Genomic DNA, 25519 nt, shown 5'->3' on the forward strand with positions numbered 1-25519 from the left:
AACGCCCGTGACGAACCGGCCGTCGAGAGGGTGCTCACCGCCGGTGGCGGGTACGAAAGCTCGGCACCCGCTGTTCCGAGCCAGAGGAAGGGCGTTCGCGAGGCGATTGTTGGCCGGGCTCCGTCCTGCTCCTGCGCGCTCGGGCCTCTAGCATTCAATCGCTCCCGCCGGTACCGGCGGGGCCACCCCGGGATGCCATGACGTGCGTATGACGGTGCAGCCCTTGCCGGCCGCATCAGCCTCTCCGCACCAAGAGCGCGTCGATCCACCGCAGTAGGTCCGTGACGGCCGCCCGACCCTGTGGCGCGCCGCACCCCCCAGCCCGCGAGCGGACGCCCTCGTGCGCCCGCGCTCGCCCGGCCACCGAAGCACTGGATGGGAGAACCATGAGAATCCCCTCACTGGTGAGCGGAGCGGTCATCGCCCTGTTCGCCTCGGCCCTGCCCGCGCAGGCGAGCCCCTCGTCGATCGCCGACCCGCCCCCGGACCGGATCGTCATCGACATCGCCACGGTGAACGGCTCCGGCTGTCCCCTCGGCAGCGCCGCCGTCGCCGTGTCCGAGGACAACACCGCCTTCACCGTCACCTACAGCGAGTACCTGGCGCAGGCGGGCGGCGGCTCCTCCCCCACGGCAGCTCGCAGGAACTGCCAGCTCAACCTGCTGGTGCATGTGCCCCAGGGGTTCACCTACGCGATCGCCAGCGCCGACTACCGCGGCTATGCGTCGCTCCGGCCCGGAGCGAGCAGTACGGAGAAGGCTTCGTACTACTTCCAGGGCTCGCCGAGCACCGCGTCCCGGACGCACAGCTTCCGAGGGCCGTACGAGGACAACTGGCAGGCCACTGACGACACCGACTGGGCGCAACTCGTGTGGGCGCCCTGTGGCGTGCAGCGGAACTTCAACATCAACACCGAGCTCCGGGTGAGCGCCGGCACGTCCGACCCGGCGACCACCAGCTACATGACCATGGACTCGACCGACGGTGACATCAGCACCGTCTACCACCTCGCGTGGAAGGCGTGTCCCAAGAGCTGACACCGTGCCCGCCCCGGCCGGGCTCGCCCTTCCCCGGCCGGGCCTCACGGCCGCCTCACGCCTCACGCCTCACGCCTCACGCCTCAGCGGATTGCCTCAGCGGATCGCGTATCCGTCCCACAGCGGGCCGCCGCACCGGTCCAGTACGTCCGTCACGACAGCGGCGAAGGCTTCGGTGTCGCCGGCGATCGCCTGCCCGGCGGCTTCGGTCAGGGCGCGGTGCATCCCGGGGTCGGCCGCGGCCAGCCGCCGCGACAACCACTTGCCTCCGCCGAGCCAGTGCCCGCCTCCCAGGAGGACCAGCTCCGAGGCACGCTGCAGCATGTGCGAGACCACGTACACCCGCTCCGCCGGGTCCGTGCAGCCCCGCAGATCGTCGAGCAAGTCGGTCAGCATGTAGCGCTGGTAGTCACGCTCACGCTCCGAGAGCGGCGGCGGACCCGCGGCCAGGCGCCTTCGCGCCTTGTCCTGGAGCGACGCGCCCAGACCGTCCGCGTCCACCAGGAGCTTGCCCTCGGCACACATGGCCAGCAGCGGTGAACGCCGCTGCTCGGTCTCCCGGTCGGCGAAGCTGTGCCAGGCGTCCTCCGTCTGGACGAACAGCTCCACCGGCCAGCCGCCGTACACGAGGTTCTCCCGGAGGGGGGGCCGGTGGCCCGTCCAGGAGGACCACGATGTCCAGATCCGAGGTCGGCGTACGGCGGTCGGTCAGCACGCTGCCGGCGAGAAAGGCCGCCCGGGCGGCGGGAAAACGCTCCCGCACCAGCTCCCGGGCGGTGAGCACAGGGTCATCCATGATCGCAGCGTACGTGCCGGAACAGTCGTTCCTCGACGCCGGCGGCAAGGCCCCGACGAGCCAGCCCGACCTCGGCGTTCGCCGCCTCCCGCTTCCTCGGCAACCTTTCCGGACGCGGCGGCGACTACGCGGTGGAACAGCCCCTCACGGAACGGACATGCCCATGAGTGACAGCCGCCGTACGCCTCGCCACCGAAGGCGCCGCACGGCCCTGACGATAGGACTGCCCGTGGCCCTGGCGGCCTCCGGCGCCCTCGCCTACGGGTCCGTCTTCGGTCTCGGACTCGGGCTCGGGCTCGGCGAGAAGGACCGGGCTGCCGCCGCCGTACCCGCATGGACGACCGCGGCCGCCGACGGATTCGCCGCGGTGAACGCGCTCGGCCAGCAGGGCACGTACGGCGGGCGCGGCGGACGGACCGTGACGGTCACGTCCCTCGCCGATCTGGAGAAGTACGCGGCCGCGCCGGAGCCGTACGTCATCGTGGTCGCCGGAGCGATCACCGTGAACCCCACGGGCAAGGAGATCAAGGTCGCCTCCGACAAGACGATCATCGGCTCCGGCACCTCCGGCCACATCGTCGGCGGCGGCTTCTTCCTCGCCCAGGGGGTCCACAACGTCATCATCCGGAACCTGACGATCAGGGATTCGTATCAGGGTGTGTGGAACGACAAGGAACACGACTTCGACGCGATCCAGATGGACGGCGCCCATCACGTCTGGATCGACCACAACGATCTGCGGCACACCGCCGACGGGCTGATCGACGTGCGCAAGGACAGCACGTACGTGACGGTGTCGTGGAACCGGCTGAGCAACGCCAACAAGGCGTTCGGCATCGGATGGACCCAGAACGTCGTCACCGACATCACCATCCATCACAACTGGATCCGCGAGACCGAGCAGCGCAACCCGTCCACGGACAACGCCGCCCACGCCCACCTCTACAACAACTACCTGGAGGACACCCCCGGTACCGCCATCACCTCCTCCTACGGCAACTACGCGCGTGGCAGAACGCGCATGCTGCTGGAGAACTCCTACTTCCAGGGCATGCGCAACCCCGTGATCAGGGACTCCACCGCCGTCCTCGCGCAGCGCGGCAACGTCCTCTCCGGGACGAGCGGGCGCAACGAGAGCGGTGGCGGGGCGGCCTTCGACCCGAGGGCGTACTACGGCTACACGGCCGACGCGGCCGTGGACGTACCGGCGGTGGTGAAGGCCGGGGCAGGGCCGCGGAGTTCGCTGGGCAGCGCCAGTGCCACGAGGTCCGCTGCCGGCGCCGGTGCCGGTGCCACCAGGACGCTCACCGTCGCCAAGGACGGCAGCGGCCAGTACACGACCGTCCAGGCCGCGGTGAACGCCGTCCCGGCCGGCAACTCCTCCCGCGTGGTCATCTCGGTCAAGCCGGGGACGTACCGGGAGACGGTGACCGTGCCGGCCGACAAGCCGCACGTCACCATCCAGGGCTCGGGAGCGAGCCGCAAGGACACGGTCATCGTGTACGGCAACGCGGCCGGCCTGCGGAAGCCCGACGGCTCGGGAACCTACGGCACCCCGGGCAGCGCCACCGTCGCCGTCCGGTCCGACGACTCCCGGCTGCGCAACCTGACCGTCTCCAACGACTTCGACGAGGCCGCGCACCGGTCTCTGACCGGCCATCAGGCGGTGGCCCTGCTCGCCGCCGCGGACAGGATCGTGCTGGACGGTCTGATCATCACCGGCGACCAGGACACCCTGGAGCTGGAGACGGCGGCCAAGGACGTGCCCGGCCGGGTCTACGTCACCAACTCCTACGTCGTCGGGAACGTCGACTTCGTCTTCGGCCGCGCCACCGCCGTGATCGACCGTTCGGTCATCACCCTCAAGAAGCGCTGGGACGGCACGTCGGCCGGCTACATCACCGCCCCGAGCACCCCGGCGGGCAGCAAGGGCATCCTCATCAACCGGTCCACGGTCAACGGGGATGTGGCCGCCTCCTCCTTCTTCCTCGGCCGTAACTGGCACCCCGGCGGCGACACCACGGCCGACCCCCAGGCCACGGTCCGCGACTCTCGTCTCAGCGCCGCGATCAAGCGCACGCCGTGGACCGACATGGGCGGCTTCTCCTGGAAGGAGGACCGCTTCGCCGAGTACCGGAACACCGGTCCGGGCGCGGGCCCCGCGAGCTCGGACCGGCCCCACCTGACCGACGCCCGAGCGGCCGACCAGGAAGTCGCGGACTGGCTCGGCGGCTGGACGCCGTGACCCGGGCCGCTTGAAACCACGGTGCGGTGCCGCTCCGTCCGGGGACACCATGCGGTCATGGCGGAAGACAGGACCCGTGCGTTTCAGGCGGGCCAGACCGCGCTCACCGTCCGGGTCCAGCACTCCGTCCGCAGGTGGCGTGGTTCGGTGCCCCGGAGAGCCATGGGGTGGAGCCCGGCGGCCCGTCGGAGCCGGTACGCGTTCAGCAGCCGGATCACTCACGCGATGCGGTCCGGGCCGGCCGGGCACGGCGCCGTTCGGGCGACATACGGTCGAGGAACCGGCGTGTCGCAGGTGCCGACGCGCCCGAAGAAACGATTGGGCTTTGGTAGGACGGGCGCGATCCCACGACCGAAAGGTGATCGCCCATGCCTCCCACCACCGGCAGCACGCCAGATCCAGGGACGCTCCCCCGGCCGAGACCCCGCCGTCGGCGCGGTCTCACGGCGCTGCTCGGCGGGGTCCTGATGGCCGCCGCCCTCCCCTTGGCCGCAGGAGCCCCGCAGGCCCGGGCCGACGTCGGCATCGACGAGTACCCCGTATCCGCCACCAGCACGCCGGTCGGGATCACCACCGGCCCCGACGGCAACCTGTGGTTCACCGAGGCGGCCGGGAACAAGATCGGCCGGATGAGCCCGACGGGCGCCCTCATCGCCGAGTACCCCCTGCCCGGCGAGTTCAGCACGCCGCACGACATCACCACGGGCCCGGACGGGAACGTCTGGTTCACCATGCAGGACGTCGACTCCCGGGTCGGGAAGATCGACACGAACGGCACGATCACCGAATACCCCCTCCCCGACCAGCTCGTCGAGCCCACCGGGATCACCGCCGGCCCGGACGGGGCCATGTGGGTCACCGAGCAGAACGGCCACCGGATCGCCCGTATCACCACCACCGGCGCCGTCACCGAATACCCTCTGCCCGAGGGCTCCGGCCAGCCGTCCTACATCACCGCCGGGCCGGACGGGAACCTCTGGTTCACCGAGATCGACGCCAGCCTCATCGGCCGTATGACGCCGTCCGGCGTCGTCACCGAATTCCCGGTCCCGGGCGGCGGCGGGCCGTCCGACATCACCACCGGCCCCGACGGAAACCTCTGGTTCACCGTGTTCGGCGGCAACAGGATCGGCCGGATCAGCACGTCCGGCGTGATCACCCAGTACGAGCTGCCCGCGGGCGAATTCCCGCCCGCGCCCCAGGACATCACCGCCGGGCCGGACGACAGCCTGTGGTTCACCGAACGCAACGGCGGGAAGATCGGGCGGATCAGCACGTCCGGCGTCATCGCCGAGTTCCCCCTGCCCTTCCCCACCCGTGACCCCTGGGGCATCACCAAGGGCCCGGACGGCGACATCTGGTTCGCCGAGACGGCCGGCCTCATCGGGCGCCTCCGTCTGACCGAGGCCGATCTGTCCGTCACGAAGTCCGACACGGGCTCCGATCCCGTCGTCGAGGGGCAGAGCGTGACGTACACGCTCACCGCGACGAACAACGGCCCGCAGACGGCCGAGGGGGTCGTGCTGCGTGACGCGCTCCCGGCCGGAATGGAGTTCGTCTCGGCCTCCCCCGGGTGCACCGCGGCCGGCACCGCACCGGACGTCGTCACCTGTGGCATCGGCAGCCTCGCCGCCGGGGCGAGCGCCGCGCGGACCATCACCGCGACGGCCACGACCGAGGACGTCGCCGTCGACACGGCGGGCGTGGCCGGCGCGGTCTCCGACCCGGCCCCGGCCAATGACACCACGACGGAGAACACCACCGTCGACGCGGTCACCTGCTTCGGTGAAGAGCCCACCCTCACCGGCACCCCCGGTGACGACCAGATCAACGGCACGCCCGGACGCGATGTCATCCTCGCCCACGGCGGCGACGACACCATCAACAGCGGCGCGGGCGACGACCTCGTGTGCGGCGGCCCCGGGGCGGACTCGATCACCGGCGGGCCCGGAGCCGATGTGATCACGGGCGGCACGGGCGACGACACCCTCCACGGCTCCCAGGGCGCCGACATCGTCTTCGGCGGGCCCGGCGACGACTCCCTGTTCGGCAATGCGGGCAACGACACCCTCGACGGCGGCCCGGGCACGAACAGCAACAACGGCGGCCCCGGCACCGATTCCTGTACCGCCCCCGACACGGGCATCGGCTGCGCGTGACCTGATTGACCTGATCAGGCAGGGGTGCTCCCGGAACCGGAACCGGAATCCGGACCGGGAGCACCCGCGGCCACGCGGACGACCGGCGGCGGGCCCGCCGCCGGCCCGTACCGCTCAGGGGCGGATGTCCTCCGGCTCCGGGAGGACGCATTCGATGAGGTAGTCGCCTGTGGTGGGGTCCATGGTGACTCCGTGCGTCTCGCTGTGGAAGCCGGGGAAGGCGCGGTCGAACGCTTCGAGCGCGCCGAGGTAGCGCAGGAGCGGGCCGTCCGGGGTGCCGACGGCCTCGCCGGGCATCAGGACGGGGATGCCGGGCGGGGTGACGGTGACCATCGCGGCGGAGATGCGGCCGGCCGCCTCGGCCAGGGTCAGGCGCTCGGTCCCGCCACGGATCAGACGCTGGTAGCAGTGCTGCGGGGGTGCGACGGGCTCGGGGAGGTCGCGGAAGGCTGTATCGAGGGCGTCGATCAGCTCGGCCTCGGTGAGGTGTTCGTGCATGTCCTGGCACAACCGCTTCAGGGTGAGGCCGGTGTAGCGGTGCGGATGTGCCTCCACCAGGGCGGGCAGCACCCTTTCGAGCGGGGCGGCGCTGTCGTAGAGGGCCTTGAAGTCCATCAGGGCGTCCATGAGGGTGCCCCACTTGCCCTTGGTGATGCCCATGGAGAAGAGGATGAGCGTGCTGTAGCTGTCGGTCTTCTCCACGACGATGCCGCGGGTGGCGAGGTAGGCGGTCAGGACGCGGGCCGGGATGCCCCACTCCCCTCTGTGTCCCGTGGCGGTGACGCCGGGGCAGGTGAGGGTCACCTTCACCGGGTCGAGCATGCAATAGCCCTCGGTCAGCCCCTCGAAGCCGTGCCACGCGGCGCCGGGCTCCAGCTCCCAGCAGCGCGGATCCGCCGCGAGCAGGGCGGGCGGCGCGTCGACGAAGTCCACGCGCTCGCCGGTGGCGGGATCCGTCACGGTGTCGGGCTGCCACACGCCGAAGAACCAGCCGGGACGGTCGCCCGCGGCCTCAATGCGCCGTGCCGTGCGTACGACGGCCTTGCGGAAGCGGACGGCCTCGGTGATGGCCTCGTCGATCAGTGACGTGCCCTGGGGGCCGTCCATCATGGCCGTGGCCACGTCCAGTGAGGCGATCGCGGGATACAGCGGCGAGGTCGTGCCGTGCATCATGAACGCCTCGTTGAACCGCTCGTGCTGGACGGGGGCGCGGGGTGAGGGCTTGATGTGCACCATCGCGGTCTGGGACAGGGCCGCGAGCAGCTTGTGCGTGGACTGGGTGGCGAAGACGGTCGGTCGCATCGGGTCGTCGAAGGTGTCGGGGCCGACCGCCATCCCGTACCGGCCCTCGTACAGCGGGTGGAACCGGGCGTACGCGAACCACGCCTCGTCGAAGTGCAGCCGTGGTGTGCTCGGCGCCAGCGTCCGGGCGACCTGGAGCGTGTCGTAACACAGCCCGTCGTAGGTGGAGTTGGTGAGTACGGCGTACTGCGCGTGCGGGGAGAGGGCCTCCGCGACGAGGGGGTGGTCGGCGATGCGTGCCTGCACCGCGTCGGCATCGGTACGGGCAGGGGGCAAGGGGCCCGCGAGTCCGTATCCGTTACGGGTGGGGACCAGGTAGACGGGGCGGGCACCGGAGATCACCAGGCCGTGCAGCACGGACTTGTGGCAGTTGCGGTCCACCAGGGCGATCTCGTCGCGCATGACGCTGAAGTGGCCGACCATGCGGTCGGCGGTGGAGTCCCCGTGCAGTACGAAGTAGGTGCGGTCGGCGCCGAAGACGCGGGCGGCGTTGCGCTCGGCCTCGCCGATCGGGCCGCTGTGCTCGAACAGCGAGCCCAGTTCGCCGACCGAGATCGACAGGTCCGTACGGAACAGCCGCTCGCCGTAGTAGTCGAAGAAGGCCCGCCCCGCCGCCGACTTCAGGAACGCGACCCCGCCGGCGTGTGCCGGGGTGTGCCAGGAGTACTGGTGCGCGTCGTCGAAGCGGCGCAGTGCCTTGAAGAACGGTGGCAGCACACCGTCCTGATACGCGCGGGCCGCGGCGGTCACGCGTCCCGCGATGAAGACGGGCGTGTCCTCCAAGGGCCACACGTAGCCGGTCACCACCTCGGCGACCCAGAGCGGAAGCTGTTCGAACTCTCCTTCCGAGTCCTGCGAGTGCTGTGGCATGAGCAGGAACACGGGCAGGTCCTTGAACCGCTTCCCGATCGCCTGCAGAACCTCCGCCCCGCCGCCCGCCGCGCCGCCGGTCCCGGCCTGCGCCTCCAGATCCCAGGCCACCATGGCCCCGGCGAGCCCGGCCTCCGTCCGCAGCACGGCCTGCGCGTCCCGCGCATCGCCGGCCCACCGCACCTGTAAACCCTGGGCCTCCGCCTCCTTCCCGATGCGCCGCAGCTGCTCGCTGACCGCCCCGGCGCGCGCACCCAGCTCCCGTGTCGCGAGAAGGACCGTTCCCGTACTCATGACTTGCTCCCACACCATGTCGCGGACGTATGCCGCGCAGATAACCGGTGGAGGCGTCCGGCGACACCGGCGGTCGAGCGACATTCACCCGATGGGGTCGGCCTTCGAATCTCGACCACTCCCCCCGTGCCCACGGCCCCCTCCGCCACCGGGGCGCAGCCCGACCCCTGGGGGAAGCCGTCCGCACCGTCGGCGCCGCGTATCTCGCCCGGACGGGCCTCAGGCCTCCTGCGGGGGAAGTTGCACGGGGGGTGCGGCTCGGTGAAGTCGGCCGAGCGGCTCACCTGGTCCCAGGCGCCCGCCTCGGCCACTTGACGGCGATCGGGCGGCTGTTCGAGAGGGGGTGGATGTCGACGGAGGGTCAGGCGGGGGCCGTTCCGGTCTCCTCCTCCGCTTCCAGCATGCGGGCCGCCGCCCGGCACTCCGGCGATGCCTGCGGGTCCTCGCGGACGGCTCGCAGCAGGACCGGGACCGGCATCGTCGCGAGCCGGTGCCGCCAGGCGAGGTGCCCGTGCGCGGCCGCGTACCGGGCCGTCAGGATCTCGGCGGGGGTCAGTTCAGCCCCGGACCGCAGCAGCAGCGTCGCGATGCCCCGGCGCGCGAGGCCGTCGCAGATCTGCTGTGGGGTGACGTGGTTGCTGTGGTGGTCGTCGTGGACCTCGTACAGGAGGCCGTACACGAGCCGTTCCTCGCGCGGGGTGGCCGTGGCGGGCAACGGCGTCCTCCACCACAGCGACTCGATGCCGGCCGGCGAGACCGGCACGGGCAGTCCGCAGGCCAGCGGGCTCGGGGCCACCGCCAGCCGGATCGCGCCGAGCGCCACCGCCCGCTCCGACAACGCACGGTGGAACGCGAGCCCCTCGGCTGCCTCCGACGTCAATGCCGGCGCCCGGGCCGCCTCCGCCACCTGGTCGGCGGTCGGCCCGTCCGTCCAGGCCAACGCCGGCCCATCCCCTGTGTCCGCCTCGACGGCGAAGGCCGTCCCGAACCGCTCGCCCAGCGCCGCCGCCAGGGCCTCGACCGTACGCCGGGCATCCGTCATGCCCTGAATCTAGCTCGCCGCCACACCGAGTCGCCCTCGAGGGAAGTCGCTGCGTGCCGCGCGCCACGGGGCCACCCCTGGAGGAGTCCTCGCGTACCACGGCAGAGTGCCGCTGCCGCTCGGCCGGCCAAGACGGGCTTCAGTCCTCGTCGAGACGGGCCGGCGACCGTGCACGAGGTGCCGGCACCGCGGGAGAAGGCGCTTGCCAAAAAGACCGCGGCGAGGAAGGCCACTGCGGCCCGCCGCCGGAAGTCGGCGCAGACGCACCACATCACATGCCGTGGAGCTGGGTCGTCAGCCGAGAAAGCCCAGCTCGGGGCGTCGGGCTGACAGATGAGCGTCATCCGGCACCTCCCTGGGGCCGCTGGATCCGCCACACTCGCCCGGCGACGTCAGGCTTTCGCGCCGGGCATGCCGGTGGTGACGACGATCGCTGCCACGTCGCCGGTCTTCGTGCGCCCGAGCCACACGATGCCGCCCGATTCGGCCTCGAAGGTGACCAGGTCGGCTTGGTGTGACGCATCGCGCACCCGCTCGCAACCGTCGGCCAGCTGCTCGCTACTGCGCGGCACAGGGACGTCATCGCTGAACGTGCGAAACGGCGCGGACAAGGCCGTCCACGCGCCTGCGTCGGCAAAGCAGCCGACATTGGCGTCGGAGAAGAACCGGGGCTCTTCGCCCGGCTGAAGCCGGTCGATGTCGTCCTCGACACCCAGGCCCATTTCCCACCCGACGACGGGTTCGTCGCTGAGGCACAAGCGGGTCGCGGCACGCTCGATGCCGTCGCAGTGCTCGCCCATGAACTCGTACGGGCCCGCCGTCCACGCGATCTCCACTCGGTAGGTCCCTGGGCGAATCCTCACCGCCAGCTCCCGCGGAGGCGTTGTCGGCAGCCCTCTCTGGTAGTCATAGGCCTCGTCGTCGTGCCAGGGCGCATCGACGACGAGCCGGCCACTGGGCACACGGATCGTCGTAAGCTCCTCGATGCCCGTGACGACGACCGGCGTCGTCGGATCGTCGTACACCGTGCCCAGCTCAGCGCCGGGCGTGAACGCTGCCTCCAGGTACGCGGCGGCCTCAGGCCCGGCTGCCAGCCTAGGATCCCCGACCCACTCCATCTCTCACTCCCTCCCCGCCACCCGGCCGGGTGGTCACCTGGAATCTACGCGCGCCCACTGACAGCCTTCCGACCACCCGCCCCGTGCATAACCCGGCCCAGGCTCGGTCGAGGACGCCGAGGTTCGCATCCGCGCGGCAACGACGACACCGACGCCGACGCCGACGCCGACGGCACCGAACCCCCGCCAACCGCAGCAGCCAGCCGGCGGCTCAGCTCGGCGATGTTCCCTTTGACCGCGCCCAGCAGCGCCCACACCTCGTCCGACACCGCATACGGTCGGGCTCCAGCGCAACGCAAGCCGGAAACAGCTCCTGGCGTGCGCCCCGCTGTTCGGGTGAAACCACCCCCGGCAGAATCGGTCTGCCTGTTCCAGGGCAGTGACCAGCTCCTTCGCCGTCCCTACATTCCGTGGCATTCGGGCTTCACGCCCGTCTCCGGACAGCAGGCGGCGCCGACAAGCGCCTGACCTGCCATGCCCACAACCAAGGAGACCTCCATGACCCGGAAGCCGGTCACCACAAGGCTGCGCCGTGCCCTCGCCGCCCTGGCCGCAGCCGCCGCTCTCACCGCGCTCCCCGCAGCGGCAGAAGCATCAACCCCCGCCGGCCCCACCACGGCAGGCACCACCTCGGCCACCCGCCAGGCCGCGCAGGGGGACATGACGTTCTACAGCTACTGCGGAGCGGCGTTCATCCTCCACGTCGAACTGTGGTGGACCAACTCCGCCGGGCAGGTCGAACATACTGGATCCGGATGCTCTGCCGGAGCCACCGCCGGGCCGATGCGTGCCCCTGGCGACTCCCGCGACGTGAGCATCTACTGGTACAAGTACCCCTCCGGTTCCCACTTCGACGAGCGGCACTTCGCGAACGCCGACAGCGACACGCACTGCTACTCGGCCAGGGGCTCCCTGTTCTACGCCTGGGTCGTCGAGACCAGCTGCTGACGCCGGACGGCCTCCGAGCGGTACGTCTGCCCGGAGGCCACGCAGCCGGCGTTCGACTGGCGTCGGCGCGGACGACGTCGAAGTCGAGCGACCCGGCCGCACCGACCAGGGCAGGCGGTCGGGCCGCCTTCGGCTCTTCCTCTGGAACTGGCGAACCGGTGCAGGGCGGGGTGGCCTCGCCGGCCCGCGATAACAGTGCGGACCGGCCTGCTTCTGCCGCAAAGCCTCCTGCCGTTTCGGCAAGTTTTGCCGAAACGGCAGGAGCCCTGGCCCGCTCGGGACCCGTGGTCACAGGCCGGAGTGACCGCCGCGGCGGCGATCAACAACGATCTGCTGACGGCCGACGCCCGGCGGGCGGCGGTGTCTTCGGCGGGGCGGCGGAGGCCGAGGTGGCGCGGCGCGTGCCGGGGGTCCGGGCGCAGGGCCTGGGCCTCGGGCACGGCGGCCGCTGAGAACGATTCGGCGTTACGGCGCCACGGCCGTTCCGCGGCGGTCGCCGGCTCAGGCGGTGCGGGCCCTGAGGTGGGCCCGCTCCCCCTGCGGCCCGAACAGCACGAGGAGTTCCACGGTCCGTTCGTCGTCGGGGCCGAGCCAGTGCGGGACATGTGCGTCGAACTCGGCCGCCTCACCGGCCTTGAGGACCAGGCTCCGCTCGCCCAGGAGCAGCCGCAGCCTGCCCCCGAGGACGTAGACCCACTCGAAGCCGCCGTGCGTCTGCAGCTGCGGCTCCGTGCCCGGCCGGGCCGGGATCAGCACCTTGTGCGCCTGGACACCGCCGGGGCGGCTGAGCGGCACGTAGGTCAGTCCGCCGCGGGTGACCGGTTTGAGACGGATCCGCGGATCGCCGGTGCGCGGCGCGCCGACCAGTTCGTCCAGCGGTACGGCGTACACCTCGGCGAGCGGAAGGAGCAGCTCCAGGGTCGGCTTGCGCGCCCCGCCCTCGAGGCGGGAGAGCGTGCTCTCGTTGATCCCGGTCTCCGCGGAGAGCTCGGCCAGCGTCATGCCCCGCCCGCGCCGCAGCTCCCGCAGCCGCGGACCGACCGCTCCAGGACGTTGCTCCAATTTCGGCAAGGCAACGTCTCTGGCGACGGCTCCCTGCGTTCGGGCTCAGAGCCCGCGCACCTCCGCCACCGTGAACGGCGCCTCCGGCGTCCCCGGACCCATCGGGCCGCCCTTGTCGAACTGCGACCGCACGACGAGGAGTCGTCCCCGGTCGCGGACCAGCGTGGTCGGAATCTGGAGGCTCGGGTCGGTCACCTGATGCTCCAGGTGCGCCGCACCGCCGTCTGGAGTCAGCCGCCACCGGCTGATCGTCTGGGACGTGTTGTGTGCGACCCACAGGGTCCGCCCGGCCAGCTCCAGGCCGTCGCCATGCGTCACGTCGCCCCCGTGCAGCGCGACCCGCCGCACGGCGCCGGACCGGAGGTCGATCCGGAACAGCTCGCCCACCGGCATGTCGACCACGAACAAGTGACGTCCGTCGGTGGTGACGCCATTGAGCGAGAACCCGCCGGCCGGGCGCGGTGTGATCAGCCCGTTCAGGTCGCACCAGGGCGTCAGCGGTGCACGGCCGCCGCGGGTGCGGGCGAGGTCGGCGGGCGTGACCCGGTAGATCACCGCCCGGATGCTGTCGGTCAGACAGGCGGTGCCGTCGGGCGTGATGACCAGGTCGTTGACGAACCGCGGTGCGTCGTCCGGGACGTCGAGGCGGGCCACGAGGGAGCGGTCGCGCAGGTCGTAGACGGCGACACCGCTCGTCGAGTCGGTCACCCACAAGCGCCCGGCCGTATCCACCTTGAGCCCGTTGGCGGTGGCTCGGCCGTCGGCTCCGGCGGGCAGGAAGACCTCGGCGGAGCGGGCTCCCGGTACAGCCCGCTGGACGGAGCCGTCGGCGTAGGAGCCGACGTACACATCTCCGTTGCGCGGGTCGAGCGCGATGCCCTCGGGGTACACGCGGTCGCCGGTGAGTGCGAAGGCCGTGGTGATCCTCGGTGCCCTCCCCGGGCTCGCGCCGGCCGCCCAAGCAGCCGGCGCTGCCGCGGTGGTGGCCAGCGCTGCAGTGGCGGCGGCCAGGAAGGTACGACGGTGGATCGAGTGGGACACGTGGGGCACCTCTCGTTCGAATACACGCTAACCAGTGACCGAGAAGATAGGTTAGAACCCTAATCCTCGTCAAGGTTCTAATGGCTGCCAGCATGCTCACGCTCGACAGCCCCGCTATCCTGCGGAGATGACGTCCATGCCGATCTCCGAGCGCATCGGCTCCCACCTCAAGCGGGCCGAACAGGCCCTGGGTGCGACCAAGGCCGCAGTACTGAAACCGTCGGGCCTGACCGTCCCCCAGTACGCCGCACTGCTCGGCCTCGACGAGAACCCGGGGATCTCGGCCGCGGCCCTGGCGCGCAGGTGCGGGGTCACGCCCCCGACCATGAACACGGTTCTGAAGAACCTCCAGGACCGCTCGCTGATCGAACGCACCCCGCACGAATGGCACCGGAACATCCTCGAGACTCGCCTGACCGAGGAGGGCCGCGCGGTCCTCGCCGAAGCCGACGAGCGGGCCGTCCGCGTGGAACGGGCCCTGGCCGCCGAGTTCACGGACGAGGAGCGGCAAGCACTGATCGGCCTGCTGGGTCGGTGCGTCGACCTCCTGGAGAAGGTCCGGCCGTAGGGGCGGTTCACGAACGACTCGGGCGAAAGCCCGCGCCGGCAACTGCTCGGTGATTGCCAGAGGCCCGCGGCCGAAGGTCGGACACCGGAGGCAACGCGGACGCCCGATCCGACGTCTGCCAAGCAGAGAACGAACCGGGCGGACCGACCCCGCCGCGTGAAAGGAGCCCACTGGTGCTCATAGGACTGCTGACCGCGGTCGCGGCCTCGATCTGTTACGGCACCGGATCCGTCCTGCAGGCCGTCGGCTCCCGCAAGTCCGCCCGGCACCAGGCGGCCGCGGCAGGACAGCTCACCGAGCACGGCGGGCCGAGCCTGTCGTCGACCGCGAAGGCCGCGATGACCTGGGAGTTCATCGTCGGCACCATCCTCGACTTCGTCGGCTTCGGCCTCGGCGCGCTCGCCGCCCGCATGCTCCCGCTGTTCCTCTCCCAGACCGTGATCAGCGCCAACCTGGTCATCACGGCCGTTCTCAGCGTGAGGCTTCTCGGCATCCGGCTGACCCGAGCGGAGTGGACCTCGATCGGTGTGGTCTGCTCCGCCCTGGTTCTGCTCGCGACCGCGGCCGGCCCAGAGGGCAGCGGGCACACGCCGATCGCCACGCACTGGTGGCTGCTCGCGATCTCCCTTCTCCTCATGGCCGGCGGCACGGTCCTCGTACGGGTGCTCGGCGCCCGGGCCGCGATCCTCGCCGGCCTCCTGTCGGGTCTCGGCTTCGGCGCGCTCGGGGTCGGTGTACGGATCCTCAACGGCATCGACCCGTTCGACCCGGCCACGGTGCTGACCGACCCGGCGCTGTACGCGATTCTCGTCGCCGGCGTCGGCGGCATGTACCTGCACACCGTCGCCCTCCAGATCGGCTCGGTGAACGGAGCCACAGCGGCGCTCGTGGTCGGCGAGACCGTACTGCCCGGCATGATCGGCGTGTGGTGGCTGGGCGACGCCTCCCGCCCCAGCTTCGCCTGGCTCGCCGTCCTCGGCTTCGTCCTCGCGGTCGCGGGCGCGGTGGCGGTGGCGTGGTTCGGCGCCCCGGACAGCCACGGGGCCGAGCCCGAGAGCACGCCGCCGGAGCCCGTACGTATTCCGGAGCCCGCGCGCGTTCCGTAGGGCAGGCACCCAGCCGCACCGCCGCCACATCGGACCGGACGAGTGGTCAGCACCACTGACACACACGGTCAGGACCGCCCCCTGCGCCTGTGCCGCACGCAGCGGCGCTCCGCTGCGACCGTCACCTCACCGGGACGGAGGCCCACCAGGTCGAGGGCGCAGCGGCGACGTACCCCAGCGACTCGTACAACGGCCTGCCCAGCTTCGAAGCCGTGAGCGTGAAGGGCAGGTCCGCCAGGTCGGCGAGGGCACCGAGCATGACCGCCCGTCCCACGCCACGCGACCGGAACGCCGGCGACGTGCCGACCCAGTAATGGCTCCCGACGCCGTCGTCCACCACCCTGACGCACGCGCCCGCCGGCACGCCGTCGCGCAAGGCGACGAACACCTCCACGCCCGGCTGCTCGATCAGCGCCGCCGGGAACAGCTCGCCGGGGCGGTACGGCTCGAAGCCGTCCAGCTCGAAGCCCTCGATCACGATCCGCTCGGCCGCCTGGAGGTCCTCGGGCCGCCGAACCCGGACCGCGTCGAGCGCCGGACCGCCGACGGGCCCGGGCGGGCGCAGCATGACCGGCATCTGCCAGTCGCGCATGCCCAGGTGGCCAAGATCCGTCGAGCTGAATGGATCCTCCACGACCACCGGGCCCGGGGCGTGGAGAACCAACTCGCTCAACTCCGCCAGCTCGCCCGGCTCAAGGCCGCACTCCTGGATCAGGACCCGCAGGCCGGCGCGCTCGTCGCCGTCGACCGCGACGAAGCCGCGGCGCCGGACGACCTCGTGCCCCCGGCAACGACCGGTCGCGATCCAGAAAGCGGCGGAATTACGAGCTTGACGCATCGGCGCCTCGGTCAAAGTGGATCTGTTCGTCATTACGCTCACGCTAGTGCGCAACGGCCCCACCACACGGGCCAATTCCCTGCGAGCCGACCGGGCCACCTTCGGACGGGGCGGGCTCCGACGCGTAGCCGGGCCTGCCCCGGCACCGGGTGGGAGGGTGTCAGCAGTAGAGGTTGGCGCCCGGCGCGACCCCGAGGATGGACGTGAACCGGAGATAGGCGTCCACCCGGCTCTGGACCTGCGCCGGGTTGCGGCCGTCGCACTCCAGGGAGCCGTTGATGGAGCGGATCGTCTGGCCGAAGCCGGCGCTGTTGACCATCGCGTTGTGCGGGGTCATCGTGCCGGGGCCGTTCTGGGTGTTCCAGTACCACAGGCCGGTCATCATCGCGATGTCCGGCTCGCGCTCGACCCGCCAGGGGTTGTTCAGGAGGTCGATGCCGAGGGCGTCACCGGCGGCCTTGTAGTTGAAGTTCCAGGAGAGCTGGATGGGGCCGCGGCCGTAGTACGCGGCCTGCCCGGCGGGGCAGCCGTACGGCTGGTTCCAGTCGCAGTAGTGCGGGTAGTTGGCGGTGTTCTGCTCGACAATGTGGACGAGGCCGCCGGTCTCGTGGTTCACGTTGGCGAGGAACGCGGCGGCCTCCTGCCGCTTCACGGTGTCGCTGCCGGTGGTGGCGAAGCCGGGGTACGCACTGAGGGCGGCCTTGAGGCCGGAGTACGTGTAGAAGGAGTTCCGGCTCGGGAACATCTGGTTGAACTGGGCCTCGGAGACGACGAATCCGGAGGTGGACGGCGGCGGGGTGGTGCCGCCGCCGCTCGCGGGGGCGTTCCACTTCTGGTTGGCCCCGCCGGTACAGGTCCAGATCTGCAGCCGGGTGCCGTCGGCGCTGTTGTTGTCCCGGACGTCCAGGCACTTGTTCGCGGCCGGGTTGACGATGTCGTGCGCGGCGGTGACCACCCACTGCTGGTTGGCGCCACCACTGCAGTCCCACAGCTGGACCGAGGCGCCGTCGCCGGTACCGCGGTCGACGACGTCGAGGCACTTGCCGAGGGCGCGGAGGGTCCCGTCACCGGGGTTGGACCAACGCTGGGCGTTGGTCCCGTTGCAGGAGTAGAGCTGGACGGCGGTGCCGTTGGCGCTGCTCGCGGCCGCGACGTCGACGCACTTGCCGGCGAGTCCGGTGATGGACCCCTCGGCGGCCTCGGCGGGCGCCACGGTGAAGAGGGCGGAGAGGACGGCGGTGAGCGCTGTCAGGGCCAGGGCCCGTCCGGAGAATCGACTTCTGGGCATGGAGGGGACACGCTCCTCGGGTTCGCCGTCGCCGAGCAGTCGGCTGGGGTGGGGGAAGAAAGGGCTGCCGCGCGACCAGAAACTAGAGGTCTGGACCAACTTCCGTCAAGAGTTGAAGTAAGCGACGAGGAAAGAGAGTTCGCCTCCGCCCCGGCTCTCGGAGGGTCCAGTCGAGTTCCCAGTCCAGACCGGTGCCGGAGATGCCTTAGGTGCGGCCGGCGTCCATGCGCCAGAACTGGGAGTGGAGGATCACCTGGGCGTGGTCGGCCAGGTCGTTGATGATCTCGGTGAAGCGGGTCGAGGGCCAGCCGGGGGCGTCGGCCGCAGCGGTGGCTCGTAGGCGCGCGGTGAGCGAGGGGACGACGGGGGTGCGGGCGCCGAGTTCGGTCAGGGCCCAGCGGATGCCGCTGGGCTCGGTCCAGTCCGGTGGGGTCGCGCGCTGCAGGCAGGCGAGGTAGGCGCGGCGTACGGGCTCGACGGCGCCGTCGATCTCCAGGCTCGCCAGGGCCATGGCCGCCCATTCGCGGACGGTCGGGTTGTCGCTGTCCAGCAGGCCGATGAGGGCAGGGCCGCAGCGAGGATCGCCCACCTCCTCGAAGACCTCGATGGCGGTCAGCTGACCGAAGCCGCCGAGGGCGGGTAGCCCGTCGATGATGGCGGGTGTGGCGTCCACGCCGATCCAGATCAGTTCCGCGCGGGCGTCATAGGACTCCGCTGCCTCGCCGTCGAGTTGCCGGACGAGTCTGTCGATGTGCGGGTTCATGACTCCTCCGAGTGGCTGCGGCGGTGGCCGGCTTCCCGGATCGGGCGCCAGACCGGTTCGCGGGGCTGGTCCGCTGCCGGGGGTCGCACGAATCGTCGCCCGTGCTCGTCGCAGGCGCCCAAGCCCTGGTGGTTGCAGACCGTGTACGAGTCGGGCATCTCGTCCAGGACGAGGTGCCGGCGGATGGCGGTCAGGGTGTGTCCCGCGGAGGGTCGGCGCCGAGCCGGCCGTCCCGGCCGGGCCCGACGTGCAACTCCGGGGTGGGCCATGGCGCCTGCGACGGCCAGCAGGATGTCCAGCCGGTGCTGCCGGTCGCTGGTCTACACGGCGCCGACCCGCAGTCCGCCACATCCCGCAGAACGGCGCGGGCGGTGTCCGGGTCAGTTTCGTTTGCGCCACTCGGGGGCCACCATGGCGAGGACCACTTCGTCGACGAATTCGCCGTAGCCCCAGGCGGATTCGCGGAAGGTGCCTTCGACGGTGAATCCGGCGCGTTCGGCGGAGCGGATCATCGGGGTGTTGGAGGAGGCGGTTTCGAGTTGGAGACGGTGAAGGCCGCGCACCTCGAATCCGTAGGCGCACAGGGCAGTCACGATGTCCGGTCCGAGTCCCATTCCGCGGAAGTCGGGGAGCAGCGAGAGTCCCAGGTGGGCGCGGCGGTTGTAGGTGTCGATGCCCCAGAGGAGGGCTTCTCCGGCGAGTTTTTCCGAGGCCAGTTCCACGACCGAGAAGTAGACGATGTCGTCGGAGTGGTCGCCCACCGCGTAGGGGGATTTCGGCGATCCCGGAGGAATGGGGCGCCATGGTGCGGAATCGGCCAGGGCTTGCGTTCTGACGTCGTCATACAGTTCCGATTGCAGGACGGCGATGTCTTCTTCGTGGCGGGCGCGCAGCCCGATCTTCTCGCCTCGTATCACGGGGACATTCGTATCGGACGATGGGCGGCGCACACAAGCGATCAATAACAGTCACCCGACCAGCCGGTCGCCGAGCGGGGTGCGGGAGTACAGGATCGCGTGACCGTGCCGGGCCCGGTCCAGGAGGCGGGCGCGGTGCAGGATGCCGAGGTGCTGGCTGACCGCTCCGGGGCTCAGTTCCAGGCGGCGGGCGAGTTCGGTGGTGCTGAGCGGCTGGCTGAGGACCTCCAGGATCCGGGCGCGGCTGCGGCCGAGCAGTTCGGCCAGGCCGTGGCTGTGGGAGACCACGCCGGCGCCCCATACCGTGCCGCGTCCGCGTGCCGGGTACCACAGGCGGGGCGGCCCGGAGTAGTCGATGAGGGTCACCGCGCGGTTGCAGAACAGCGAGGGCGTGAAGGTGAGTCCGCGGCCCCGGACGTCCAGTTGCTCCTCGACGCCCGGTTCGTCCACGCTGAGCGCGCCGTTGCTCCAGCGCAGGCCGCGGTCGATGTCGTTGAAGAGTCCCTGGGCGCCTTCGTCGGCCAGCCGTCTGGCCCGGTACAGCACGTCCGCCTCCAGGGCCGCGATCAGTTTCGGCCAGTGCGGTTCGAGCACCGCCGTCCAGTAGGCCCGGAGGGCCGCGGTGATCTCCTCCAGGAGACCCGCCGCATCGGTTCTCACCCCCTTCAGCCGGGGGTGCAGCCGGCCGCCGTTCGCGGCGTCGAGGAGATCGCGCAGCACGACATCGTGATCCGTCGAACGGATGGCGGCCAATTCGTCGTTGATGTCCGGTCTGGGACCGGTCGGATGTGGAGTAAGGAAATCCGGTAGGAATCCCGCGGGGCCGATCAGAGCCTGCAACAGAGCCCAGTCGAGATGTGCCAGATGCTGCGACGAAGCGCGCACAAGCGGCTGGTGAATCGCGTATTTGGCAGGGTTCTGCCAGATCCACAGACTCATCACCGCCTCCTGCACGGGAGAGCAGGCGAAACGGACGGACGCCAGATCATCGGCGTCAAAGCGAAGGACCAACATTCGGCCCAGACTAAATGTCTCGCCCGGCCGTGGGGAGGCCCACTTTGATGTGCCCCATGGCCTCTCGCACATCCGACCACCCGTCGGAGATATTTGCCCGTACACCAGCGGTCAGCAGCGAGCCAAACGGGGAAGCGTCCGGTGACCGACCGGACCGTCTGCCTGTCGCCCGCGCCCAGCGGGCCCTGTGGCTGCTGGACCGACTGCATCCCGGTCGCCCGCTCTACAACGTGCCCTTCGCCGTCCGGCTCCGGGGACACCTCGACGTCCCCGCCCTGGACCGCGCGCTGTCCCGTGTCGCCGAACGGCACGAGGTGCTGCGCACGGTCTTCCCGGAGCACGCCGGCGAACCGTACGCCCAGGTCCTGACCGACCCCACCGTCCCGCTCGTCCAGGTGGACCTGCGCGATCTCCCCCTCGCCGCACGGGAGGAGGAGGCGCTGGCCACGCTGCGCGGCTGGGCCGACGCACCGTTCGACCTGGCCGGCGGGCGGCTCTTCCGGGCCGGCCTGCTGCGCCTCGCGGACGACGAGCACCTGCTCGGGCTGTTCCTGCACCACATCGTGTGCGACGGCCCGTCCGTGCACGTGCTCTTCGAGGAGCTCGGCGCCTTTTACGCGGGCAAGGAGGAACTTCCTCCGCTTCCCCTGCAGTTCACCGACTACGCAGAACGGCAGGGCGACGGTGCGCCCGACCCGGCGGCCCTGGACTGGTGGCAGGAGCACCTCGACGGCGCCCCGACCCGGCTCGCCCTGCCCACCGACCGTCCCGCGCCCGGCCGGCGCAGCGGCCGGGGCGACACTCACACCGTCCGGCTGCCCCGGGAGCTCGTCGAGGCGGGCGCGGCGCTCGGCCGAAGCCTGCGCACGACCCCGTTCACGGTGATGACCGCCGCCTACGCCGCGCTGCTCGGCCGCCTCACCGGCGCCACCGACCTGCTGATCGGCACCCCCGTGACCGGCCGCACGGAGGAGGAGTACGAGCCTCTGATCGGCTTCTTCGTCAACACCGTGCCGCTGCGCATCGATCTGAGCGGCGATCCGGACTTCCGCGAGCTGGTGCGGAGGGTGCGCTCGGCGACCCTCGCGTCCGTCACGCACGCCGGCGTGCCGTTCGAGGCGCTGGTGGACAGGATGCGGGTCGAACGGGACCCGGGGACCGTGCCGCTCGTCCAGGCCATGCTCACCTTCGAGTCCCGGCCGCTGGCCGAACCGGACTTCCCGGGGCTCGCCTCGGAACTGCTGCCGCTGCTGCCGTCGGCCGCCAAGTTCGACCTGGACGTCATGATCGTGCGCGCGCCGGACGGCAGCGGCGACTACGACCTCTCGCTCACGTACAACACCGATCTGTTCGAGGCCGGCACGGTCGAGGCGTTCGCGCGCCGCTTCCACCGCCTCCTCGACGCGGGCGCCCACGACCCCGGCCTGCCCTTGCACCGGCTGCCGCTGCTCACCCCGGAGGAGGAGCGGGCCGCGGCGGAGGTGTGGAACCCGGCGCGGACGCCGCGCGACCCCGACGCGCTCGTGCCGGTGCACGACTGGGTACGCCGGCACGCGGCCACGAGCCCCGACGCGCCCGCGGTGACGTCGGCGGCGGGCACCCTGACGTACGCGGAACTCGACCGCGCCGCGGAACGCCTCGCCCACGGGCTCACCCGGGAGGGCGTGCGGCCCGGTGACGTGGTCGGCATCCTGCTGCCCCGCGGCGCCGATCTGGTCACCGCGCTCCTGGGGGTGCTCGGTTCCGGTGCCGCCTACCTCCCGCTGGACCTCACCCACCCCGCCGGGCATCTGCGGAGGATCCTGGCGGCGGCCGGCGTCCGGCACGTCCTCACCGACGGTGCCTCCGCTCCGCGGCTGGAGCAGACGGGGGCCCGGGTCCTCGACGTCCACGAGACCGGGGCGTCCGGCCGCCGGGAGCAGCGGGACGAGCCGGCCCCGCTCCCCCACCCCGACGCCCTCGCCTATGTCCTGTTCACCTCCGGGTCGACCGGCGAGCCCAAGGGCGTGGGCGTCCCGCACCGCGCCCTCGCCAACCACGCGGCGGCCATCCGGCACGCCTACCGGCTGCAGGCGGGCGACCGGGTGCTGCAGTTCGCCAACGTCGCCTTCGACGTGGCCGCCGAGGAGCTGTTCCCGACCTGGGCGGCGGGCGCCTGCGCGGTGCTGTGCGAACAGCCGCCGGTGCCCGAGGACCTGACCCGGCTGCTCGACGAGCACGCCGTCACCGTGGCGAACCTGCCGTCGAGCTACTGGCAGCGGTGGGACGCGGCGATCGACGGCGGCGCCTCCCCGCAGGCCCGCGCGCTGCGCCTGCTGGTGGTGGGCAGCGAGCCGGTCGACCCCTCGGCGCTCCGGGGCTGGCAGGCCCGCGGCGGCGCTCCGGTCGTCAACGCGTACGGGCTGACCGAGACGACGATCACCTCGCTCGCCCACGAGGTGCCGGCCCCCTTCGCGGACACCGTGGTGCCGGTCGGCACCCCCATCGGCGGCGTGCGCGCCTATGTCCTCGACGACGGCCTGGGGCAGCTCCCGCCGGGTGTGCCCGGCGAGCTGTACGTCGGCGGCGCCGGACTCGCGCGGGGCTATCTGGACCGGCCCGGGGCGACGGCCGAGCGCTTCCTGCCCGACCCGTTCTCGCCCGAGCCCGGCGCCCGGATGCACCGCACCGGCGACCTGGCCCGGCGGCGGCCCTCGGGCGGTATCGAGGTGCTCGGCCGGATCGACACGCAGCTGAAGGTGCGGGGTTACCGCATCGAGCCCGGCGAGGTGGAGGCCGCCCTGTGCGGCCACCCCGATGTGGTGCAGGCGGCGGTCGCCGCCCGGCCCGGCGCCGACGGCGTCGTACGGCTCACGGCCTACGTGGTGACCCGCTCCGGTGCCGTACCGCCCGACCTGCGCGAGCAGTTGACGGGGCGCCTTCCGGCCCATCTCGTGCCCGGGTCCCTCACCGCCCTGCCGGCCCTGCCGCTGCTGCCCAGCGGCAAGGTCGACCGCTCCGCCCTGCCCGAACCCGTCGCCCCGGCGCCGCACGCCGGAGCCGGCGCGGCACCCGGCACCGACCTGGAGCGGCTGCTCTGCGGGATCTGGCAGGAGGTGCTCGGTCTCGACGAGGTGGGTGTGCACGAGAACTTCTTCGACCTCGGCGGCACATCGTACGGTCTGGCCGCGGTCCACGTCCGGCTGCGCGAGCACAGCGGTGGACGGCTGCCGCTGGTCGCGCTGTACGAGTACCCGACGATCGCGGCCCTCGCCCGCCACCTGGCCGACACGGCCGACGGCGCCGGCCCGGAAGGCCAGACCCCGGCAGGCTCCGCCACGGGAAGCCCCGCCCCGGAAGGCCCTCGTGCGGCGGCCCCGCAGAACACGGCTCTCAGCGCCGGCCGGGACCGGCTGCGCCGGCGCCGGCTCCAGCAGCAGTGACCAGGCCGCCGGTCACGACCAGGCCGGCGGCCCCCCTCCCCCTCCCTCGGCCGGCTGCTTCCGCACGGCCGCACGCGCTGCCGGCAGTCCCTGCCCCGCACGCTTCCCTTTTGCCCCGAAAGAGGTACGTCTCAGATGTCCACCGAGTCCGCCGTGCGGCGGTCCACCGAACCCGAGGCGCGACGCTACGTCGTCGTGCGCAACGACGAGGAGCAGTACTCGATCTGGCCGGACGGCCGGGCCCTGCCAAGCGGCTGGCACGACCAGGGGTTCTCGGGCCCCAAGGAGGAATGCCTGGAGCACATCCGCGGGGTGTGGACCGATCTGCGCCCCCGGTCCCTGCGCGAGACGGCGGGTCACTGACATGCAGCGCAACCTGTGGCGGGTCCCCGACTACCGCAACCTCTGGCTGTCGCACTCGGTCAGCCTGATCGGCACCCAGGTCAGCGTGCTGGCCTTCCCCTTGATGGCACTGCTGCTGCTCGACGCCTCGGCGACCGAGGTCAGCATGCTCGCCGCGGTGGAGTTCCTGCCCTCCCTGCTGCTCGGCCTGCCGGCCGGCGCCTGGGTGGAACGGCTGCCCCGGCGCGCCGTGCTGATCGTGTCCGACGTCGTACGGGCCGTGGCGATGGCCGCCGTCCCGCTCGCGTACGTCCTCGACGCGCTGAGCCTTCCGCTGCTGTTCGTCGTCGCGTTCGTGATCGGCCTCGGCACGATCTTCTTCGACATCGCGCAGCTGTCGTACCTGCCCGCGCTCATCGAGCAGGACGAACTGACCGACGGGAACGCCAAGCTGGAGGGGGCGCGCTCGGTCGCGCAGCTCGGCGGGCCGACGGCGGGCGGATTCCTGATCCAGATCTTCACCGTGCCCGTCGCCATCGCCGTCGACGTGTTCAGCTACATCCTGTCGGCCTTCTTCCTGCTGCGGGTGCGCGGCCGGGACGTGCCGCCGGAGCCGATCGAGCAGATGAGCCTGCGCAAGGAGATCGCCGAAGGCGTCCGGTTCGTCTTCGCGCACCCGCTGGTACGGCCGCTGGCGCTGTGCGCCCTCGCCGCCGACCTCGCCTTCGCGGCGGTGCTGGCCCTGCAGGTCCCGTACGCGGCGACCACCCTCCACCTGGAGTCCGGCGTGATCGGCATCGCCCTCGCCGTCGGCAGCGCCGGCGGGCTCGTGGGCGCCGCGATCAGCGGCCGGCTCGCCGAGCGCCTCGGCGCGGGCCGTACGGTCCTGGTGAGCATCGTGGTCTTCAGTGCCGGTGCCGCGCTCGTGCCGCTGGCCGGCGGGGCGGTCGGCTTCGCGGCCGGACTGTTCGTGGTGTACCTGGGCGTGGTCGTCTTCAACATCCTGCAGGTGACGATCTGCCAGACGGTCACCCCGGCACGGCTGCTCGGGCGGATGAACGCGACGCTGCGCTTCATCTCCTGGGGCTCGGTGCCGCTGGGCGCCGCCGTCGGCGGTGTCCTCGTCGGACCGCTCGACATCCGGGGCGTGCTGTGGGCCGCGGCCGGCGTGTGCGCCCTCTCCGTCCTGCCGCCGCTGTTCTCGCGCATCCGCGGCTACGTCGAGGGACCCGAGCAGGAGCCGGAGCCGGAGTCCGGTCCGGAGTCCGGGCCGAAGCAGGAATCGACCGACGAGGCAGGTGCGCCGCCCCTGGAGACGGAAGGCGCGGCATGACAGGGCACGTTCCG

General features: G+C 71.6%; 19 protein-coding genes and 1 pseudogene. 9 read left to right on the forward strand and 11 right to left on the reverse strand.

The features are described from left to right. Nucleotides 1-386: 386 nt before the first annotated feature. Complete coding sequence (locus JAO84_RS00005; RefSeq protein WP_370409273.1) at nucleotides 387-1037, forward strand: DUF4360 domain-containing protein; 651 nt, start codon at nucleotides 387-389, stop codon at nucleotides 1035-1037. Nucleotides 1038-1133: 96 nt separating this feature from the next. Here JAO84_RS00005 and JAO84_RS00010 read toward each other — a convergent pair. Continuing rightward, a pseudogene (locus JAO84_RS00010) lies at nucleotides 1134-1833 on the reverse strand (nucleotidyltransferase domain-containing protein). Between the two features lie 163 nt (nucleotides 1834-1996). Between JAO84_RS00010 and JAO84_RS00015 the strand changes: the two are divergent. Next, nucleotides 1997-4078: a pectinesterase family protein gene (locus tag JAO84_RS00015; RefSeq protein WP_370409274.1), complete on the forward strand. Its 2082-nt coding sequence runs from the start codon at nucleotides 1997-1999 to the stop codon at nucleotides 4076-4078. A gap of 368 nt (nucleotides 4079-4446) precedes the next feature. Next, a complete protein-coding gene (locus JAO84_RS00020) occupies nucleotides 4447-6237 on the forward strand; it encodes a hypothetical protein (protein ID WP_370409275.1) in 1791 nt (596 codons plus the stop codon). A gap of 114 nt (nucleotides 6238-6351) precedes the next feature. Here JAO84_RS00020 and JAO84_RS00025 read toward each other — a convergent pair whose 3' ends face one another. The 3 genes from JAO84_RS00025 to JAO84_RS00035 form a co-directional block, all read right to left on the reverse strand. Beyond that, nucleotides 6352-8703 (reverse strand): Orn/Lys/Arg decarboxylase N-terminal domain-containing protein, encoded by a 2352-nt coding sequence (locus JAO84_RS00025; RefSeq protein ID WP_370409276.1) that lies wholly within the window; start codon nucleotides 8701-8703, stop codon nucleotides 6352-6354. Between the two features lie 361 nt (nucleotides 8704-9064). After that, the gene (locus JAO84_RS00030; protein WP_370409277.1) at nucleotides 9065-9745 is read right to left on the reverse strand and encodes a hypothetical protein; all 681 of its coding nucleotides are present in this window, start codon (nucleotides 9743-9745) and stop codon (nucleotides 9065-9067) included. A 392-nt stretch (nucleotides 9746-10137) separates the two neighbouring features. Continuing rightward, nucleotides 10138-10863 (reverse strand): DUF4241 domain-containing protein, encoded by a 726-nt coding sequence (locus JAO84_RS00035; RefSeq protein WP_370409278.1) that lies wholly within the window; start codon nucleotides 10861-10863, stop codon nucleotides 10138-10140. Nucleotides 10864-11361: 498 nt separating this feature from the next. On the opposite strand from JAO84_RS00035, the gene JAO84_RS00040 reads away from it, so the two are divergent. Then, complete coding sequence (locus tag JAO84_RS00040) at nucleotides 11362-11811, forward strand: hypothetical protein (RefSeq protein ID WP_370409279.1); 450 nt, start codon at nucleotides 11362-11364, stop codon at nucleotides 11809-11811. A 501-nt stretch (nucleotides 11812-12312) separates the two neighbouring features. Here JAO84_RS00040 and JAO84_RS00045 read toward each other — a convergent pair. Both JAO84_RS00045 and JAO84_RS00050 read right to left on the reverse strand, forming a co-directional pair. Further along, nucleotides 12313-12873: a helix-turn-helix domain-containing protein gene (locus JAO84_RS00045; RefSeq protein ID WP_370409280.1), complete on the reverse strand. Its 561-nt coding sequence runs from the start codon at nucleotides 12871-12873 to the stop codon at nucleotides 12313-12315. A gap of 45 nt (nucleotides 12874-12918) precedes the next feature. Then, on the reverse strand, nucleotides 12919-13914 hold the full coding sequence (locus JAO84_RS00050; RefSeq protein WP_370409281.1) for an SMP-30/gluconolactonase/LRE family protein: 996 nt from the start codon (nucleotides 13912-13914) through the stop codon (nucleotides 12919-12921). 127 nt (nucleotides 13915-14041) lie between these two features. Here JAO84_RS00050 and JAO84_RS00055 point away from each other — a divergent pair, with 127 nt between their 5' ends. Further along, on the forward strand, nucleotides 14042-14482 hold the full coding sequence (locus JAO84_RS00055; protein ID WP_370409282.1) for a MarR family winged helix-turn-helix transcriptional regulator: 441 nt from the start codon (nucleotides 14042-14044) through the stop codon (nucleotides 14480-14482). A 173-nt stretch (nucleotides 14483-14655) separates the two neighbouring features. Continuing rightward, nucleotides 14656-15588 carry a hypothetical protein gene (locus tag JAO84_RS00060; RefSeq protein WP_370409283.1) on the forward strand — a complete coding sequence of 311 codons (933 nt, stop codon included), beginning with the start codon at nucleotides 14656-14658 and terminating at the stop codon, nucleotides 15586-15588. Nucleotides 15589-15709: 121 nt separating this feature from the next. On the opposite strand, the gene JAO84_RS00065 is transcribed toward JAO84_RS00060, so the two are convergent. The 5 genes from JAO84_RS00065 to JAO84_RS00085 form a co-directional block, all read right to left on the reverse strand. Further along, the gene (locus JAO84_RS00065; protein ID WP_370409285.1) at nucleotides 15710-16459 is read right to left on the reverse strand and encodes a GNAT family N-acetyltransferase; all 750 of its coding nucleotides are present in this window, start codon (nucleotides 16457-16459) and stop codon (nucleotides 15710-15712) included. A 127-nt stretch (nucleotides 16460-16586) separates the two neighbouring features. Continuing rightward, on the reverse strand, nucleotides 16587-17714 hold the full coding sequence (locus tag JAO84_RS00070) for a glycoside hydrolase family 19 protein (protein ID WP_370409286.1): 1128 nt from the start codon (nucleotides 17712-17714) through the stop codon (nucleotides 16587-16589). Between the two features lie 205 nt (nucleotides 17715-17919). Next, nucleotides 17920-18477: a HEAT repeat domain-containing protein gene (locus JAO84_RS00075; RefSeq protein WP_370409287.1), complete on the reverse strand. Its 558-nt coding sequence runs from the start codon at nucleotides 18475-18477 to the stop codon at nucleotides 17920-17922. A gap of 380 nt (nucleotides 18478-18857) precedes the next feature. After that, nucleotides 18858-19394 carry a GNAT family N-acetyltransferase gene (locus tag JAO84_RS00080; protein WP_370409288.1) on the reverse strand — a complete coding sequence of 179 codons (537 nt, stop codon included), beginning with the start codon at nucleotides 19392-19394 and terminating at the stop codon, nucleotides 18858-18860. Between the two features lie 51 nt (nucleotides 19395-19445). Continuing rightward, nucleotides 19446-20114 (reverse strand): ArsR/SmtB family transcription factor, encoded by a 669-nt coding sequence (locus JAO84_RS00085; RefSeq protein WP_370409289.1) that lies wholly within the window; start codon nucleotides 20112-20114, stop codon nucleotides 19446-19448. Nucleotides 20115-20464: 350 nt separating this feature from the next. Between JAO84_RS00085 and JAO84_RS00090 the strand changes: the two genes are divergently transcribed. The 3 genes from JAO84_RS00090 to JAO84_RS00100 all read left to right on the forward strand — a co-directional run bounded on the left by JAO84_RS00090 (nucleotide 20465) and on the right by JAO84_RS00100 (nucleotide 25505). After that, the gene (locus JAO84_RS00090; RefSeq protein WP_370409290.1) at nucleotides 20465-23830 is read left to right on the forward strand and encodes an amino acid adenylation domain-containing protein; all 3366 of its coding nucleotides are present in this window, start codon (nucleotides 20465-20467) and stop codon (nucleotides 23828-23830) included. Between the two features lie 135 nt (nucleotides 23831-23965). Then, the gene (locus JAO84_RS00095; RefSeq protein WP_370409291.1) at nucleotides 23966-24193 is read left to right on the forward strand and encodes an MbtH family protein; all 228 of its coding nucleotides are present in this window, start codon (nucleotides 23966-23968) and stop codon (nucleotides 24191-24193) included. 1 nt (nucleotide 24194) lies between these two features. Next, nucleotides 24195-25505, forward strand: a complete 1311-nt coding sequence (locus JAO84_RS00100) for an MFS transporter (RefSeq protein WP_370409292.1) — start codon at nucleotides 24195-24197, stop codon at nucleotides 25503-25505. The last annotated feature ends 14 nt before the right edge of the window (nucleotides 25506-25519 follow it).

This window comes from Streptomyces fradiae (genome assembly GCF_041270065.1).
In the GTDB taxonomy this organism is placed as follows: domain Bacteria; phylum Actinomycetota; class Actinomycetes; order Streptomycetales; family Streptomycetaceae; genus Streptomyces.